At 56.5% G+C, this 16,025-nt stretch carries 12 protein-coding genes and 1 pseudogene; 3 read left to right on the forward strand and 10 right to left on the reverse strand.

All coding sequences use genetic code 11. From position 1 onward, the window contains the following. The 5 genes and pseudogenes from RT614_RS04910 to RT614_RS04930 form a co-directional block, all read right to left on the reverse strand. A pseudogene (locus RT614_RS04910) lies at positions 1-253 on the reverse strand (copper resistance protein CopB); the annotation flags it as partial. Between the two features lie 7 nt (positions 254-260). Then, complete coding sequence (locus tag RT614_RS04915; RefSeq protein WP_076515684.1) at positions 261-2,123, reverse strand: copper resistance system multicopper oxidase; 1,863 nt, start codon at positions 2,121-2,123, stop codon at positions 261-263. 42 nt (positions 2,124-2,165) lie between these two features. Further along, complete coding sequence (locus tag RT614_RS04920) at positions 2,166-2,657, reverse strand: plastocyanin/azurin family copper-binding protein (RefSeq protein ID WP_076515686.1); 492 nt, start codon at positions 2,655-2,657, stop codon at positions 2,166-2,168. A 79-nt stretch (positions 2,658-2,736) separates the two neighbouring features. Next, the gene (locus RT614_RS04925) at positions 2,737-4,119 is read right to left on the reverse strand and encodes a heavy metal sensor histidine kinase (protein WP_076515688.1); all 1,383 of its coding nucleotides are present in this window, start codon (positions 4,117-4,119) and stop codon (positions 2,737-2,739) included. Then, complete coding sequence (locus tag RT614_RS04930; protein WP_076515690.1) at positions 4,116-4,790, reverse strand: heavy metal response regulator transcription factor; 675 nt, start codon at positions 4,788-4,790, stop codon at positions 4,116-4,118. Before RT614_RS04930 ends, RT614_RS04925 begins: the two co-directional genes overlap by 4 nt. 120 nt (positions 4,791-4,910) lie before the next feature. On the opposite strand from RT614_RS04930, the gene RT614_RS04935 reads away from it, so the two are divergent. From RT614_RS04935 to RT614_RS04945, 3 genes are all read left to right on the forward strand, one after another. Continuing rightward, on the forward strand, positions 4,911-5,264 hold the full coding sequence (locus tag RT614_RS04935; RefSeq protein WP_076515692.1) for a DUF4148 domain-containing protein: 354 nt from the start codon (positions 4,911-4,913) through the stop codon (positions 5,262-5,264). A 200-nt stretch (positions 5,265-5,464) separates the two neighbouring features. Then, positions 5,465-5,854 (forward strand): DUF4148 domain-containing protein, encoded by a 390-nt coding sequence (locus tag RT614_RS04940; RefSeq protein ID WP_076515694.1) that lies wholly within the window; start codon positions 5,465-5,467, stop codon positions 5,852-5,854. A 557-nt stretch (positions 5,855-6,411) separates the two neighbouring features. Beyond that, positions 6,412-6,870 carry a DUF305 domain-containing protein gene (locus RT614_RS04945; protein WP_312437060.1) on the forward strand — a complete coding sequence of 153 codons (459 nt, stop codon included), beginning with the start codon at positions 6,412-6,414 and terminating at the stop codon, positions 6,868-6,870. A gap of 721 nt (positions 6,871-7,591) precedes the next feature. Here the strand turns inward: RT614_RS04945 and RT614_RS04950 are convergent. The 5 genes from RT614_RS04950 to RT614_RS04970 form a co-directional block, all read right to left on the reverse strand. Beyond that, the gene (locus RT614_RS04950; RefSeq protein WP_313620736.1) at positions 7,592-8,689 is read right to left on the reverse strand and encodes a glycosyltransferase family 4 protein; all 1,098 of its coding nucleotides are present in this window, start codon (positions 8,687-8,689) and stop codon (positions 7,592-7,594) included. A gap of 97 nt (positions 8,690-8,786) precedes the next feature. Next, positions 8,787-10,232 (reverse strand): ArnT family glycosyltransferase, encoded by a 1,446-nt coding sequence (locus tag RT614_RS04955; RefSeq protein WP_033470845.1) that lies wholly within the window; start codon positions 10,230-10,232, stop codon positions 8,787-8,789. Continuing rightward, positions 10,216-11,283 (reverse strand): glycosyltransferase family 2 protein, encoded by a 1,068-nt coding sequence (locus tag RT614_RS04960; RefSeq protein ID WP_232481942.1) that lies wholly within the window; start codon positions 11,281-11,283, stop codon positions 10,216-10,218. Before RT614_RS04960 ends, RT614_RS04955 begins: the two co-directional genes overlap by 17 nt. Positions 11,284-11,382: 99 nt before the next feature. After that, entirely contained in the window at positions 11,383-14,532 is a 3,150-nt protein-coding gene (locus RT614_RS04965; RefSeq protein ID WP_033470842.1) for a CusA/CzcA family heavy metal efflux RND transporter, read from the reverse strand. 12 nt (positions 14,533-14,544) lie between these two features. Further along, the gene (locus RT614_RS04970; protein WP_313620737.1) at positions 14,545-16,017 is read right to left on the reverse strand and encodes an efflux RND transporter periplasmic adaptor subunit; all 1,473 of its coding nucleotides are present in this window, start codon (positions 16,015-16,017) and stop codon (positions 14,545-14,547) included. Positions 16,018-16,025 lie beyond the last annotated feature (8 nt).

The following is a 16,025-nucleotide window of genomic DNA, read 5'->3' on the forward strand; positions in this document are numbered from 1 at the left end:
TCATCGAGCCATGATCCATGCCTTTCATCGAATCCTGGCTCATGTCCTTCATCGAGCCATGGTCCATGCCTTTCACCGAATCCTGGCTAGAGCCTTCCGCCGAACCGTGGTTCATGCCATCCATCGAACCGTGGTCCATACCAGGCATCGCACCGGGATTCGTTTGAGCAATAGCTAACCCACCAGTGACCGCCAGAACTGCCCCTCCCGCAATCGCCGCGAGCCAATTTTTCGTACGTCTATGGTTTGTCATTTTGCCTTCACTCCACGACCACTGCACGGAACATGCCAGCTTCCATATGAAAGAGAAGATGACAGTGATATGCCCAGTTTCCTCGGGCGTCGGCACTCACTCGGTAGGTGATCCGCTGCGCAGGATTCAAGCTTATTGTGTGCTTGCGGACTTGGAACTTCCCATCTGGGGACTCCATGTCGCTCCACAATCCGTGCAGATGAATGGGATGAGTCATCATGGTGTCATTGACCAAAACAAAGCGGACCCGCTCTCCAAACTTCAGCACAATGGGCTTTGTCTCAGTGAACTTAAGACCGTTGAATGACCACATGTAGCGCTCCATGTTGCCCGTCAGATGGAGCTCGATCTCCCGCGTGGGATTTCGATTGTCCGCCGGCTCCATCACGGAATGGAGATCGGCATATGTCAGAACCCTGCGGCCGTTATCGCGCAAGCCAGGGCCCGGGTCGTCCAATCTCGTCGAGACGACGTCGGGGGGCATCGTATTGGCTGGACTGCGCTCTCCCGGATAGGGGTGCTTGATCTCGACCATACCTCCTTCATTTCCCTTGTCGCCATGGTTCATTCCTGCCATTCCCGACATTGCGCCCATGCCGCTCATGCCGGTGTGATCCATGCCCTGCATCGAACCATGATCCACAGCGCCCGGCCCTGACGATGGTGTGCTTCCCATGGAGGAATGATCCATTCCCTCCATCGCGGCTCCACTCGAGCTGCCCATCTCCATCCCAGGCATATCGTGAGCCATGCCCATATCCATCATAGTCAAGACTTGCACGCGGTCTAATGCGGGAACTTCCGCCTGCATTCCCTCGCGCGGGGCGAGCGTCGCGCGCGCATAGCCAGACCGATCCATAGCTTGCGAAAAGATGGTGTAGGCACGGTCTTCAGACGGTTCGACAATAACGTCGAAGGTCTCTGCGACAGCGATCCGGAACTCATCCACCTCCACCGGCCTGACGGGCTGCCCGTCAGCGGCCACCACCGTCATTTTCAGACCGGGGATCCGGACATCAAAATAGGTCATTGCCGAACCGTTAATAAAGCGGAGGCGCACTTTCTCTCCTGGCCTGAAGAGTCCAGTCCAGTTCCCAGCGGGCGATTTCCCATTCGTCAGAAAGGTATATGTGGCGCCGGACACATCGGCGAGGTCCGTATTGTTCATGCGCATCTGCTGCCACATCAGACGCTCATTCAATGCCTGCTTCCATCCGACCCTCTTCGCGTCCTCTCGGAGACTCTCGACCGATGGTTGGATGTAGTTGTAATAATCGGGCATCACCTTCAGCTTGCGGAAGACACTCATCGGATCTTCGTCGGTCCAGTCCGAAAGCAGTACGACGTGATCCCGATCTGCGCTTACCGGGTCGGGACGTTCAGGATCGATGACGATCGCGCCGTACAGCCCGGTTTGCTCTTGGAAGCCCGAATGGCTGTGATACCAATATGTGCCGCTTTGGCGCACTTGAAATTGGTAGTCAAACGTCTCCCCCGGACGAATACCAGGAAAGCTGAGCCCCGGCACGCCATCCATGCCCGTGGGAAGAAGGATTCCATGCCAGTGAATCGAGGTATCCTCTTTCAGGCGATTAGTCACGCGTAGCGTGACAGTATCGCCCTCACGCCAGCGCAATGTCGGAGCAGGCAGTGTCCCGTTGACCGTTGTGGCCATACGTGGCGCACCCGTGAGGTTCGCTGGAGTCTGCGCGATTTCCAACTTAAAATCGGTGCCAGACAGAACTGTATTCTGCGACGCGTTGGTGGCTGCCCAGACGGGCGTGCGCCAAAGACCGAGGCTGGCCAACGTGCCTCCGGCAGCCAAGCCCTGAACGAAGCGGCGGCGTGGGTTTGAAACTGCACTTGTCATTCGCTATCTCCCCGGGGCGGCCAACCAGGCCCCCGGTCTTGGTTACTTGATCGACACTGCGCCTTTCATGCCTGCGGGATAGTGGCCCGGCTCCAGGCATGCGAACGCGACTCGCCCTGCCTTGTCGAACTGCCACACGATTTCGCCCGTCTTTCCGGACGGTAATGAAATTGAGTTGGGTTCCTCATGGCGCATACGGGGATCGCTCACCATCATCTGATAGTGGGCATCGAGATTGGCTTCTGTGCCCAACACCATTTCGTGACGAATCTTCCCCGAATTGGTCACGTTGAACCGAACCGTCTCGCCGGCCTTGACCTCAACGTCGCTTGGCATGAACCGCATGGCGTCTGTCATGTTGACGTCGATCGTTCGAGACACCTTGTCGGACGAACCAGGTTTGCCGATCACCGCGGCCGTGTCATGGCCGTCGCGATGCCCCCCGGCGTGGTCGCCAGAGGCCGCCGCACCCAGGGAAATCATCAACGCCGCTGCGGCTGTGGCCGCTTTAGCCAATATCTTTTTCTTAGCCATCGCAATCCTCTGAGCTTAGATGGGAAGGTAGTATTTGGCACTATAGATAGCCGCGCCCAACCCCAAGCTGTCAGAAAGATTACTTTTTTGTAATGTTAGCTGTATGGCCGATCGATATGCCCACTTCTGTGCCGCCTCGATTAGATGCCGCAAACGCAGTACCACCATGCATGCGTGCTATTGCATCAACGATCGCGAGACCTAGCCCATGTCCCTCCGCTCTCCCGCTGCGGGCGCTGTCAGCCCGAAAGAAACGATCAAAAATTCGCGGCAATGCCTCTGGTTCGATGGGGGTTCCCATGTTGCGGACCTTGATTTCGCCTTCGCTGCCACTGCCGCGGCAGAAAATATCAATGTTGAGACCTCTTGGGCTCGCCTTTATGGCGTTGCTTAACAGGTTCGCCAAGGCCCGGCGCAGCAAACGCGGATTTGCTCGAACCATCCCTCCACCGTGAATCGTGACCGACAGTCCGGCCTCCTCCAATGCCGCTTCGTAGTACTCGACGACGTGCGTTGCTACATCAAGCAGCTGGACTTGTTGCGGATCCTGAGCGAGCTCCCCGCCGTCTGCACGAGCAAGGAACAACATATCATTGACAAGGGCCGTCAGGCTCTGCAGTTCTTCCAAGTTTGAGGCGAGCAGATCCTTCAGCTCATCAACGGAGTGAGCCGAGGAAAGTGTAACCTCGGTACCGTTGATTAACGTCGCCAATGGAGTACGCAGCTCATGCGCTACATCTGCGTTGAAGCCCTCCATCTGCTGATACGCGGCTTGCAAACGATCCAGCGTGTTATTGAACGTGTGCGTGAATTCGCGTAGCTCCCGGTCGATCCCGCGCTCTGGAAGCCGTACCGCCAAGTTCTCGGGCTGGATACGTGAGGCCTGGACGGATAGCCGGCGTATGGGCGCTAACGAACGCCGAACCGCCCAGGCGGATAACACCACCGTAGCGCCGACCCACAGTGCGCAGATGAGAATCAGTGCAGTTGCAAACGCATACAGGAACTGCATGCTTGGCCGAATATTCACCGCGACGATCAGGTTGGCGTCTTTGAGAACCGGACTGTCAATCTTCAGACTCAAACCTCGCATGTCCCATCCGTCCTGAGTCTTTAGCCACACTTCGTCCTCGCCCACTTGCCGCAGCGCGGGAGGCGCGTCGGTGCCATAGAGAACTTTTCCATCACGGCCCAAGATCCACACCCTCAGATTGACATGGCCGACGAGGATATTGCCGAGAGTCTCTCGAAATTGCTCCATGTCCGGAGGCGTATCGAGCATGTCAATTAGATGGTCTATTAGCTCCAACTTTCCCGCCACCTCAGTCATCTCCTGGCGCTGCACTTCCCGCTTAAGTGCCCAGAACAGGGTATAGCCGGCGATGCAGGATACGACGAAAGCGATCACGCCCAGCAGGACCGTGAGGCGGATTTCAATTGACGGTATGCGCCAGCCTCTCACGATGCTCTCGCCTCTAGCACGTAGCCCATCCCACGAACGGTGTGAAGGAGTTTTCTTTCGAAAGGGTCATCAATCTTCGCGCGGAGTCGGCGCACCGCCACTTCAATGACGTTTGTGTCGCCATCGAAATTCATATCCCACACCTGCTCCGCGAGCATTGTCCTGGACAGCACCTCACCCTGACGGCGCAACATCAGCGCGAGCAAGGAAAATTCTTTCGCGGTCAAATCAAGTCTGACTCCCGCACGGTGAGCCTTGCGACGGGCTAGATCCAACTCTAAGTCGTCCAGTCGCAAAAGCGTGGATTCTTGCCCTCGGCCGCGGCGCAGCAATGCTTGTATCCGAGCAAGGAGCTCCGAAAACGCGAATGGCTTTACAAGGTAGTCGTCCGCTCCACCCTCCAAACCTCGAACGCGGTCTTCCACCTTATCGCGCGCCGTCAACATGAGCACAGGCGTGTCCTTAACCCGGCGCAGGTCGCTCAAGATACCGAACCCGTCGATACCGGGAAGCATGACATCCAGCACTATCAGGTCGTAGCTGTTCTCCAGTGCAGCATGCCTGCCGTCTGTCCCGTCCAGTGAAACGTCGACGACGTAGTTGTGTTCCCTCAATCCCTTCTGAAGATAGTGCGCGAGCTTGCGCTCATCTTCGATGACCAGAATACGCATAGTCCACCCCAATTCATTGCATAAATGTAATCAGGCAGTCCGGGTCATGTCAGGACAGCCCGCGTAGAGTCCAGCTTGTAAGACGACCACGCCGTTGAACTCAGAACCCAAGGACTATTTATGCGCACTCGTAAATCAATCACTTCACTTATTGTGACCGCGGCAGCGCTCGGGCCGGCCATCGCCGGCGCATCCACTACCTTCGAAGTTACCAACGACGAAATCGGCGTTGCGACACATTATGCGCCCTCTGCTGTCACACGAGAGCAGGTCGCTCAAGACCTGGCAGCTTGGAAGAAGCGCCCCTTTGCGGCCGATGGATGGACATTGACCGACGGCGAGGAGGGGTGGACCGCCGCCTTCGGAAGAGGCAAGGCACCGGGTGACCGACACAGCATTCTGTCGCGGACGTCCCATCCACACTGGCAAGCTGTGGACGGTGAAGCCGGTTGGGTCAATGCCCTCGGAACTTGAGGCACGACGCTTCCTCCATCGCACTCAGAATTGTGATCGCACCGCGGTCCATCTCTGCGGAGTTCTCCAGCGGCATCCTCGAAGCGAAGCCAAAGGAAGAGCCTGGATCAACCGTAGACCGTTCACTGGAGGTCCGGCGCTGTGCGATGGAAAGCTCGTTTTCGCCGGCCAGCGGACGTCTATTCACTATGAGAAATCTTATGAATCGCTTCACTCTTTCCCTTCTCGTCTCTGTGCTTTCGGTCGGCATGGCGTCCACTGCATACGCACAGTCGAAGACCCGAGAGCAGGTCCTGCAAGAATTGCAACAGGCTCGGGCGGCCGGGCTGATTACGTATGGCGAGCAGGCTTATCCGCCCGCCTTTTCGCAACTGAGTACGAAGACGCGCGCCCGGGTCGGTGAGGAATTGCGCGAGGCGAAAGCTGCTGGGCTTGTGAACAACGCGGAACAAGCCTATCCGCCGGCGCTTCTCGAGACGTCGTCCCAGTCCAAACCTCGCGGGGAAATTCGCGCGGAACTGGATGCCGCCAAGGCCGCCGGCCAGATCTCTTTCGGTGAACTGGACTATCCTCCGGACACTAACGGGTAACTACTTGGCTCTTGGCTCGCACAGCGTGCGGAGCACGGCGAGGGTGCGTTTGTTGGGTTTAACTGGTTCGGTGCACACAGGGGCTGAACTCATGGCAAGCCTCCGCGACTTGCTAGTGGAATGGAGCGTGGACGAACTCCCGACTTGCACCCATCGCTCTGTGGCAGCATCATCAACTTCGGCTCATTTCGTATCCACGCGCATCTCTTTGGCCAAAAGCGGGAGAAGGTCGAAGTTGCTTCGGCTTTGTGCTCTTCAACAATCACCTAATTCGTACTCGGCCGCCGGGCAAAGCCCCGCGCAGCCGTCGCCAGATCGTGAGCGACCATTTGGGTGGGACGAGCACAGCCTCGTTCCTAGTGCCTAGCCGATGAGAAAAGCGCACCCGCAGCGGCGCGATTGGGCCAACCATCAAAGGATGTGGCGAGAGACTCGTTCGCTTCACTGCCCACCTCGATAGGGCTACGGAGCCGCGCTAGGTGGCAAAGGTGGTCGTCGGCCCCCGATTCGCGCGGTGGTGGTATGAGATTTGCTGCGCAAGGTCCGCTGCCCACGATATGGACAGCACCAACTTTCTTGGAAAAATCATGGACCATTTTAAAATTTCACTCTATGCGCGCACCGGAGTGGTCTGCCGCTTGGTCGCCCTACTACTGGGAGCTAGCATAGCCACCATTCCTTTCGCCGCCCCAGCTCAAACGGCAGCTAGCCCAGAGAATCGACCGACAATGGGGTCAAACCCCTCAAAGGCCGATACTCCCGCCGATATGCGGGATTCAATGATGAATATGCAAAAGCGCATGAACGCATTTGAAGCCTCGGGCGATCCAGATCGAGACTTTGCAGCCATGATGCGCATGCATCATATGGGAGCCGTGGACATGGCCGAATTCGAACTCAAGCATGGAAAAGATCCAGAGATGAGACAAATGGCAAAGGAGATCATCACGGCGCAGAAAAGCGAAATCGCAAAATTTGACGCCTGGTTGGCAGCACACAAGGGGCGCGCGAAGTAGATTTCGTGCGCAGGTTCGATGTAACGTCGATAATTTTCAACTTTGTCTCGAAAGCCGCCCCAGCTCAGCTGTCACCGGGGCGAGTGCGCTTGCAGAGGTTGAAGCGTCTTCTACGGGCCTCGGCCATCGCCGGGCGGCGCCGGGCGCGAGGCCAGCGAGGCGACCAATTTAGACGCACCTCGAATCAGTCGCCGTTGCCCCCTGCAGCCATCGCGCAGAATTCGCCGCCCGCGGTTCGCCCGGCGCCGGCGCAAGTCACGATCGGGCGTTCTCAAGAGTTGTGCGAAGGGTTCATAGTCAGTTCGATAAACCGAATATCAAACCCGATGAACTTGGACAGCCCTTCTGCCCGTTATGACGTGACGCAGGCCGTGCGCGGCGCAGGCTGTGCGTTGGTGAATACCAGCATGAATAATGAAAGCGGGGTCGGAGCCGGCGTCCGCTCGTTGATGCGCCGTGGGGACACGATCGGTTCCCGCATGCACGCCCTTCAGTCGCAGCAATGCTGAAACGCGCCATTGAGAGGCGAACGGCAGCAATGGGTCGGAAGCGGACCGCCACGAGGGGCTGCAACCGGCCAGAAACGGTCGATAGAGACTTGCCATTTCGTGCGAATGCGTCCTTCGCCACGACGCCCATAAGCATCACTAGCGCATCCAACTTGCCACTCTCCAGGACTAGAGTCAGTGCGGAGCTATTCGAGAAGCCCCAAAATTCAACTTTACAGTCCAACACCAGCTTGATCCGGCTCCAGATTAAGCCACTCAAGATAGGCACTCTCCATAGCTTTAGCCATTGCCGCCACACTGAACCTTTCCCTGAGCACAAAGTTCGCTCGGCCAGCTTCGCCAAACTGGTTGCGCAGTCTGCTGTCTACAATCAGCTTACCGATCACCGAACGGAGTATCAACCGATCGAAAGGGAGCACCACATATCCCGAAACACCGTTCTCGACGACCTCCGGTATACAACCAACTGCCGTGGCAACAACTGGTACACCGCAAGCCAATGCTTCGACAAACGTGGATCCCAATACCTCATACTCCGGTACCATTGCGTAAATATCAACCGTGCATAACAGATCACGAACGCATACGCGGAAATCTGGAAAGTGGATTCTTCCTATCAACCCAATTTCGAGCGCACGTCTCCTTAGTTGGTCGAGTCGGGGCTCGTGCAGGCCACCAAGCACTAGGTGAACTTCTGGGTGGACCTCCATCAATGGATACATCGCCTCGACCAGGATTCGAAGGCCGTGCGCATCCCGATCGTCGGCAACGTTTCCAATGACAATTGCATCTTCAGGAATCCCGAGTTCTTGGCGCGTCGAACTCGCCACTGGCCTCAGACACTGGACATCCAGGCCTGTAGGAATAGTCCGTACACGCTGCTCGAGATACCCTCGGTCGAGGTATCGCTGGCGCTGGTAAGTACTTACGGTAATCACATGATCGCTTACCAAGTTGCGGAGTCGCGGCACGTGCTTCCGACTTTCCCTATGATGTGTTCTCACGACCAGACGTGTTCGCGCTAAACGCGCGAACAGCGCGGCGCGCAGATCATCTGCCACTGAATGAGTGTTGACGACGTCATAGTCTCCTCCACACACTATTCCGCCGATGCGAAACGGACTCACGGCAGAAGCGATCTGCCCATCCACCTCAATGTAGTGCGTTGTAAAGCCGTGATTTTGCGATCGCCGCCCTAGCTCAGACCTTGCTGCGCAAACAACCTCGAGCATATGGCCGCGTTCACGCATGGCGAGCATCTCATTGAGGATACGCAACTCTTTGCCACCGAAGCCGCTGGACAGGCTCACGTGCAGAACCCTCAGGCGAGACCGCGAACGGGGCCCGGCGGGCGCGCGACCAAGAAACGCGAAGGTACGTTGATACTTCATTAGCGCTGACAAAACCTTAGCCATTTATTTTGTAAAGCGTATAGCGACGACTTTTAGAGATCGGCACCAACCGCTCTCTCACGCTTTCGTCGATTAAGAACTCCTTTCCGTTTGGAAGTGCTACAAATGCAGCTTCACCCTTCTCCAAAGACAGCTTTTCCAACTCGCTCGGAACAATTAGCTCAGCCGTGCCGCCCGAATAGAATCGCGCCGAGAAAGGCCGGCTATACACAAAGTAAAGCTTCTGACCTTCACTCATCTGAGATTTGGCGACGGCCACTAATTGCTTCTCTGTTTTGAGCTTTGTGGGCGCCGTAAGCGAGACCAGCCCGAGACTAATTGCCGCTGTTGGCACTAGTGCTCCCGTGATTACCAAGATCCGGGCTAGACGCGGCACCGCTTCTGCAGGCGATAGTTCTTTGGCGAGCATTGCAAGAAGCAGCGCAAAAGCTGGCAGACTGGGCAACACGTACGTCCAGAGTATGTTTCCAGAGAAGGTGAAGAAGGTCGGAGCGGCAACGGCCCACAGCGCCAAGTAACCGACGACTGGCGACCGACACGCCTGACGAGCCCGTGCCCTGCGAGAGGCATTAGCCACTACCCAAACCCCTAGCAGAATCCCGGCCCATCCCCATGGGAACGAAGCCAGTAGCCACTCAATCCAAATGCTGCCAAAGGGTCGCTCGTGCGCAGTACCATACAGATCTCCCTGCCAACCCGCGTCTACGAACCGCAGGAAGTGCTCACCCACTAAAAAGTACTGGACGAATCCGGGGGTCTTTAGCTCAGCGCAGATGTACCAGGGAACGGTCAGAGCGAGCATCACCAACGTGCCTGTTAACCAAGGAAGATTGGTCAGGTGCACCATACGATCTCGGCGAAGCGCAAGCCAAGGAACGAGGACTATCGCCACGAGGACGAATGCGAGGGGCCCTTTCGACAACAGGCCAATTGCCATGCCCACAAAGAGCCCATAACGCCAGAATGGTGTCGGCGCTGTCGGCGCGATAAGGAACGCCAACATTGAATAGGTGATCCCTAGCGCAAAAAAGGAATCCGTGAGCACAGCGCCGGCCGCGGCGAGCGGTAGCAGCATGGAAGACAGTATGATCGTGGTCCATCGAGCAGCCTGTCGATCAACCAAGATAGCGGTCGCTCGGTAGAGGACTGCTGCGAGCGCAACCATCGCCAGGAATGAGGGGAATCTGACCGCGAATTCGGATCCGCCAAGGATCCTTATCCCCATCGCTTGGCTCCAGAATGAGAGCGGAGGCTTTCCCCAAAAAGGAACTCCAGGTTCGAACCAAGGAGTGATCCAATCTCCGGTTTCCACCATCAGTCTCGCTATCTCAGCATATCTCGGCTCCGAGGTATCGATCAGTGGCATCGCAGCCATTGAAAAAAGCCGAGCAATAGCGATGCCTGCCAGCCCCCAAAAGAACCACTTAGCCTTCAACTGCATTTTTCGTTTGAATCCCGGCGTGATGTGAGGCCATCTGCGTGGCTTTTTCGAGCACATCGCGCACTATGAAGATCGGACGCTGCTTCGTCTCCATGTATCCTTTTCCAACGTATTCGCCCAACAGCCCAATCGTCAGAAGCTGTATTCCACTTAGGAGGGTGATCATGGCTGTTAGTGATGGATAGCCAGGCACGTCGTGACCGAATACGATAGTTTTTAAAATTATCCAGAGGCCAAACGTGCCACCTGTCAACGCGACAACCGCTCCTACGCCAGTGGCCCAGCGCAGCGGAGCAGTTGAGAATGAGGTAATGCCCTCAAGGGCGAGACCGAACAGCGCAAAGTAGTTCCATTTGGTCTTGCCAGCGGCCCTGGGCGCGCGGTCATAATCGATCACTTTGGTCGGGAACCCGATCCAAGCATAGAGACCTTTCATGTAGCGGCACCGCTCCGGCATCTGGAGCAAGGCCTCTACGGCCCTACGACTCATAAGTCTGAAATCGCCGGTGTCTGCGGGAATCCTCGACCGGCTCAAGCGACTCATGATTCGGTAGAACGCATAAGCAGACAAGCGCTTCGCGAAACCTTCACCCTCACGCTTGCGCCTGCGCATCGATACGACATCGAATCCCTCCTGCCATGCCTTGACCATTTCGGGAATCAGTTCCGGAGGGTCCTGCAGGTCGGCATCCAACATGATCACTGCCTCACCCCGCGCATGCGCCAGACCAGCACTCATCGCTGCCTCTTTCCCGAAATTTCTACTCAGGCGAACCACTCTAACTCCAGGATCTAGCTGAATCAGCGCAGTCAAGAGCAACACGCTTTTATCCGTGCTTCCGTCGTCCACGAAGACAATCTCGTAGGGTAGAGCTAGCTTGCCGAGAATCTCTTTCAGCTTCGCGTGACAGATTGGCAAGACATCTTGCTCATTCAAGAACGGAATCACAATCGAGATCTGAATCGCGTTCTCCGCTCTTATATCGGCTTCAGCGGGGCCTGGTGGCAATGTAAACATGGGATCTAACCACTGGGTATCGAAGGCTGCCAATTTACGTAAGTCCGCTCGACAATTATCGAACCTTGTAATTACATTTCCGCAAGCTTGGAGGACATCAGGTCCCGCCAGGCTTGCGAAAGTTCAGGCTTACTAGCCGGTTAGCTCCTCCTCCTCGGCGTCGTCATGATGCACCAAGTAGTAGAGCGCGGGCAGAATCAGAAGCGTCAATATGGTGGATGAGATGATGCCCCCAATAACCACCGTGGCCAACGGCCGCTGCACCTCCGCACCTGTTCCCGTAGCAATAGCCATAGGTACGAATCCAAGCGAAGCCACGAGGGCAGTCATCAGCACGGGACGCAATCGGGTCAATGCTCCTTCTCGCACCGCGGTGTACAACGGCCTCCCTTCATCTCTCAAGGAGCGAATAAAGGACAACAGAACCAAACCATTGAGAACAGCCACACCACACAATGCAATGAATCCCACCGCAGCGGTAATTGACAACGGAATTCCCCTCATCCATAGCGCAAGAATTCCACCCGTCAACGCGAAGGGAATACCGGTAAAGACGAGTAGGCCATCCCTAACGTTTCCAAACATCGCGAACAACAAGACGAACACCAAAAGCAGGGCGACGGGGACCACAATCTGCAATCGCTTGGTAGCCGATTCAAGTTGTTCGAAAGTGCCCCCGAATGCTGTCCAGTAACCGGTCGGGACCTTGACCTGTTCAGCGATTGCCGCTTCCGCCTCGCCGACGAATGATCCAAGGTCTCTGCCGCGAACGTTGGCGCTGACCACAACCCTCCGCTTTCCATCCTCGCGGGAGACCTGGTTGGGACCAGGCGCCAAATCAAATGTCGCAACTTCAGATAGTGGTATGTAGGCGGTCTGAACCTGCCCCTCACCTCTCGGCAGCGCAATCGGGAGATTTTTGAGTGCAGTGATGTTCTCGCGGACCTTTTCTGGAAGTCGAACGACGATATCGAATCTGCGGTCGCCCTGGAAGAACGTGCCTGCCTCACGCCCCCCCGCGGCAATCGTCAGAGTGTCCTGGATATCCGACAGGCTAAGGCCATAGCGCGCTGCTTTAGCTCGATCGATCGACACGCTCAGCATGGGAAGACCCGTGGTTTGTTCCACTTTGACTTCCGAGGCGCCAGGAATCTTCTGGAGAACTTCAGCCACCTCAGCCGCAGTTTTGTTCAACACATCGTTGTCATCACCGAATATCTTCACCGCGACATCGCTGCGAACGCCAGAAATCAGTTCGTTGAACCGTAGCTGAATCGGCTGCGAGAACTCGTAGTTGTTCCCCGGAATGTTCTGTGCTTCACGCTGAATCGCCTCACGCAGATCGGCATGGGACTTCTTCGGGGTCGGCCAGTCCTTTTCGGGCTTAAGCATGATGTAGCCATCGGAGATATTGGGGGGCATAGCGTCCGATGCGATCTCGGCAGTGCCGGTCCGCGCGAACACACGCTCGATCTCGGGGAACTTCTCCTTCAAGCGGGTTTCCAGCTGAACCTGCATGGCGACTGATTGCGTCAAACTTGTGCCCGGAATGCGCAATGCTTGGATCGCCATGTCTCCTTCGTTGAGATTCGGAATAAACTCGCTTCCCAAACGAGTGGCGATAAAACCGCACACGAGCAAGAACCCTAGTGCCCCCCCGAGCATGAGAGGAGTGCGGCGAAGTGCCAGGTCGAGCAGAGGTTCGTAGCGTCGACGTGCCCACGCCATTACCCGAATTTCCTTCTCTGACACCTTCTTCCCGATGAACATAGCCACAGCCGCCGGCACGAACGTGACCGACAAAATCATGGCGCCAAGCAATGCCATCACCACGGTGAGAGCCATCGGGTGGAACATGCGCCCTTCCACCCCGCTGAGCGCGAATATTGGAAGGTAAACAACCATGATGATCAGCTGACCGTACAGCAGCGGACGTCGCGCCTCGCGAGCGGCCGCGAATACTTCGTGGAAGCGTTCGGAGCGAGTGAGGGGACGACCGTGATGCAGCTGTGCATGACTCAGCCGTCTGACGCAGTTCTCCACAATCACTACCGCCCCGTCGACAATGATCCCGAAATCAAGCGCCCCAAGACTCATCAGGTTGGCGCTGACCTTGTAGGTCACCATTCCCGTAAACGTGAACAGCATGGATAGCGGGATCACCATCGCCGTGATGATCGCAGCACGAATGTTTCCGAGAAAAACGAACAGGATCACGATCACCAAGATCGCGCCTTCAAGAAGATTCTTCTTTACCGTGGCGATAGCTTTGTCTACGAGATTGGTGCGGTCATAGACGGTGATCGCTTCTACCCCGTCGGGCAAATTCTTGTTTATCTCTTCGAGCTTTTTCGACACAGCCTGCGAAACAGCCCGGCTGTTCTCGCCAATCAACATGAAGACGGTACCGAGGACCACCTCCTTGCCATTGTCTGTCGCGGCGCCCGTGCGAAGCTCTTTCCCGATTGAAACATCCGCAACGTCACGAACGCGTATGGCTTGCCCATCTCTCGCGGTCAGGACAATATCCTGAATATCGGCTATCGACCGAACCTGGCCCGGAGCACGAATCAAGTACTGCTCGCCCTTTCTTTCAATATACCCGGCTCCAACATTCGCGTTGTTTCGCTCTAGAGCGGTGATGATGTCGGTGAGCGAGAGTCCATAGGATGCCAAGCGCTCGGTATCTGGCGCTACCTGGTACTCCTTTGCGTAGCCTCCGATTGAATTGACCTCGGTCACGCCTTTGACGTTGCGCAGTTGCGGCTTGATGACCCAATCTTGAATCTCGCGCAGGTCCGTGGCCGTATATGGCGAACCGTCTGCCTTCTTTGCATCGGGCTTTGCTTCGACGGTCCACAGGAAGATCTCTCCCAATCCGGTAGATATCGGCCCCATAACAGGGGTGATCCCCTCCGGCAGGCTTTCCTTGGCTTCCTGGAGACGCTGATTGACGAGCTGACGGGCGAAGTAGATGTCTGTCCCATCTTCGAAAATCACCGTCGTCTGAGAAAGGCCATAACGAGACAACGAGCGAGTTTGCTGCAGCCCCGGCAGACCAGCCATCACGGTCTCGATCGGATACGTGACGCGCTGCTCCGTCTCCAAAGGAGAGTATCCAGGGGCGCTCGCGTTGATCTGGACCTGGACGTTGGTGATGTCCGGAACCGCGTCAATGGCCAGTCGCGAATAGTTGTACACCCCAACGGCGGCCATTCCGAAAGCGATGAACAAGACAAGCCAACGCTGTTCAATGGCAAAGCGAATTAGACGTTCAAACATGTGGGCTCCGACTCAATGCGCGTGGTCTGCCGTTGCCTTGCCCAACTCGGACTTCAGCACGAAAGCATTGGAGCTGACGTAGCGTGTTCCGGCACTGAGGCCTGACACAATCTCCGCACTCTTATCTGTCGTCGCGCCTAACTTGACGGGCTGGGGGAGGAATCCCCCGGGAACTTCGATGAACACCGTAGGTTGTCCGTTTACATCCTGGATGGCGTCGCTCTCCACGGCTACTCCAACATCATTTCGCTCCACCACGACATTGACGGAGACGAACAGCCCAGGCCGCCACGCCATGTTGGGATTCTTCAGCGTCACCCTCGCAGTTGCCGTGCGGGTTTGCTGTCCAAGCAATGCACCTATATAGGACACTGTGCCGACCGCCTCCTCCGAAAAGGCGGTCGAGGTGACCTTTGCATCTTCACCAACCCGGACATCCCGCAGATCTTTGGGCGCGATTACGAATTCTGCCCATACCGTGCTCAGATCCGAGATTGTGAAGATGCTTGACGTGTCGGACAGCGCCTCGCCCAAAGCAATGTGCTTCTCGACAATGACACCATCAAAGGGCGCACGAATCTCAAGAAGATTCAAGTCTTTTGCGGACGGTTCCGCGCCAATTGCCCTGAGCTTCTGAGCCGCATTTTGCACGGCGATATCCGCCTCTTGAAGCGCAGTCTGCGCCTGTTGATAGTCCTGTTGGGCCGACACTTGCTCGCGCCACAACTTCAGCTCTCGAGCGTGCGTGGCGGCAGCCAATGCCCGGCGCTTCGTCGCAGCAAGCCACTCGCTTCTGAGCTCGGAGAGCGATGCACTTGATATGACCGCCAAGAGCTGTCCTTTTTTCACCTCTTGTCCCAGATCGGCCGAGACCTGTTGAACGGTTCCTGCGGCCTTCGGCACGACATGCGCAGTGCGATCTGCATTAAATCGGATCTCCCCGGGGAATCTCGTGCTCGACTCAAGGCTCTGAGCCTTGGCTTCACTTGTGCCAATTCCTGCCGCGGAGATTTGTTCAGGCGTGAGCGCCAGCAACCCCTCCTCTTTGTGCAACTCAGCGCGGATAGGGTCTGGCCTTCCTGGCAAGGAGACGCTAATTTCCACTTCGAAGAAGTGCGGCTCGGCAATAAGCTGATCGCTGACAAATCCTTCAGCGGCGGGGGTGAGCTTAAGCACCTTCTCCTCCCCATTCGGCCTTTTCAGAGTCGCGGTTGCCGTCAGGTCTCGTGCACTCATTGGCTTGCCTGCCTCCGCTATCCAGACCTTTAGCCGCGCCGCCTCGCCTTCCTCAACCAGACCCACCTCAATCGTGTTGTTTCCGTTAGTGGTTACTTCACCCTTATTCGGGCCCACTGCCGCTTCGGAATGACTTTCCCCTGCGTCGTCAGATGGCCCGGCGAGACTCGGAGCTGGGATTAAAAATTGGAGGGAAAGCGCGACGGCAATGACGGTGCGACGCCGAACTAGCGTGAAATACGGGCTCATGTTCATCT

Source organism: Achromobacter sp., assembly GCF_032102605.1.
Taxonomy (GTDB): Bacteria; Pseudomonadota; Gammaproteobacteria; order Burkholderiales; family Burkholderiaceae_B; genus Achromobacter.

What these genes read in the sequence shown, in the direction of transcription:
- RT614_RS04955 (WP_033470845.1), bottom strand. Translation starts at nt 10,232, where the DNA reads ATGCAGTTGAAGGCTAAGTGGTTCTTTTGGGGGCTGGCAGGCATCGCT.
- RT614_RS04935 (WP_076515692.1), top strand. Translation starts at nt 4,911, where the DNA reads ATGCGCACTCGTAAATCAATCACTTCACTTATTGTGACCGCGGCAGCG.
- RT614_RS04915 (WP_076515684.1), bottom strand. Translation starts at nt 2,123, where the DNA reads ATGACAAGTGCAGTTTCAAACCCACGCCGCCGCTTCGTTCAGGGCTTG.
- RT614_RS04970 (WP_313620737.1), bottom strand. Translation starts at nt 16,017, where the DNA reads ATGAGCCCGTATTTCACGCTAGTTCGGCGTCGCACCGTCATTGCCGTC.
- RT614_RS04945 (WP_312437060.1), top strand. Translation starts at nt 6,412, where the DNA reads ATGGACAGCACCAACTTTCTTGGAAAAATCATGGACCATTTTAAAATT.
- RT614_RS04930 (WP_076515690.1), bottom strand. Translation starts at nt 4,790, where the DNA reads ATGCGTATTCTGGTCATCGAAGATGAGCGCAAGCTCGCGCACTATCTT.
- RT614_RS04965 (WP_033470842.1), bottom strand. Translation starts at nt 14,532, where the DNA reads ATGTTTGAACGTCTAATTCGCTTTGCCATTGAACAGCGTTGGCTTGTC.
- RT614_RS04940 (WP_076515694.1), top strand. Translation starts at nt 5,465, where the DNA reads ATGAATCGCTTCACTCTTTCCCTTCTCGTCTCTGTGCTTTCGGTCGGC.
- RT614_RS04920 (WP_076515686.1), bottom strand. Translation starts at nt 2,657, where the DNA reads ATGGCTAAGAAAAAGATATTGGCTAAAGCGGCCACAGCCGCAGCGGCG.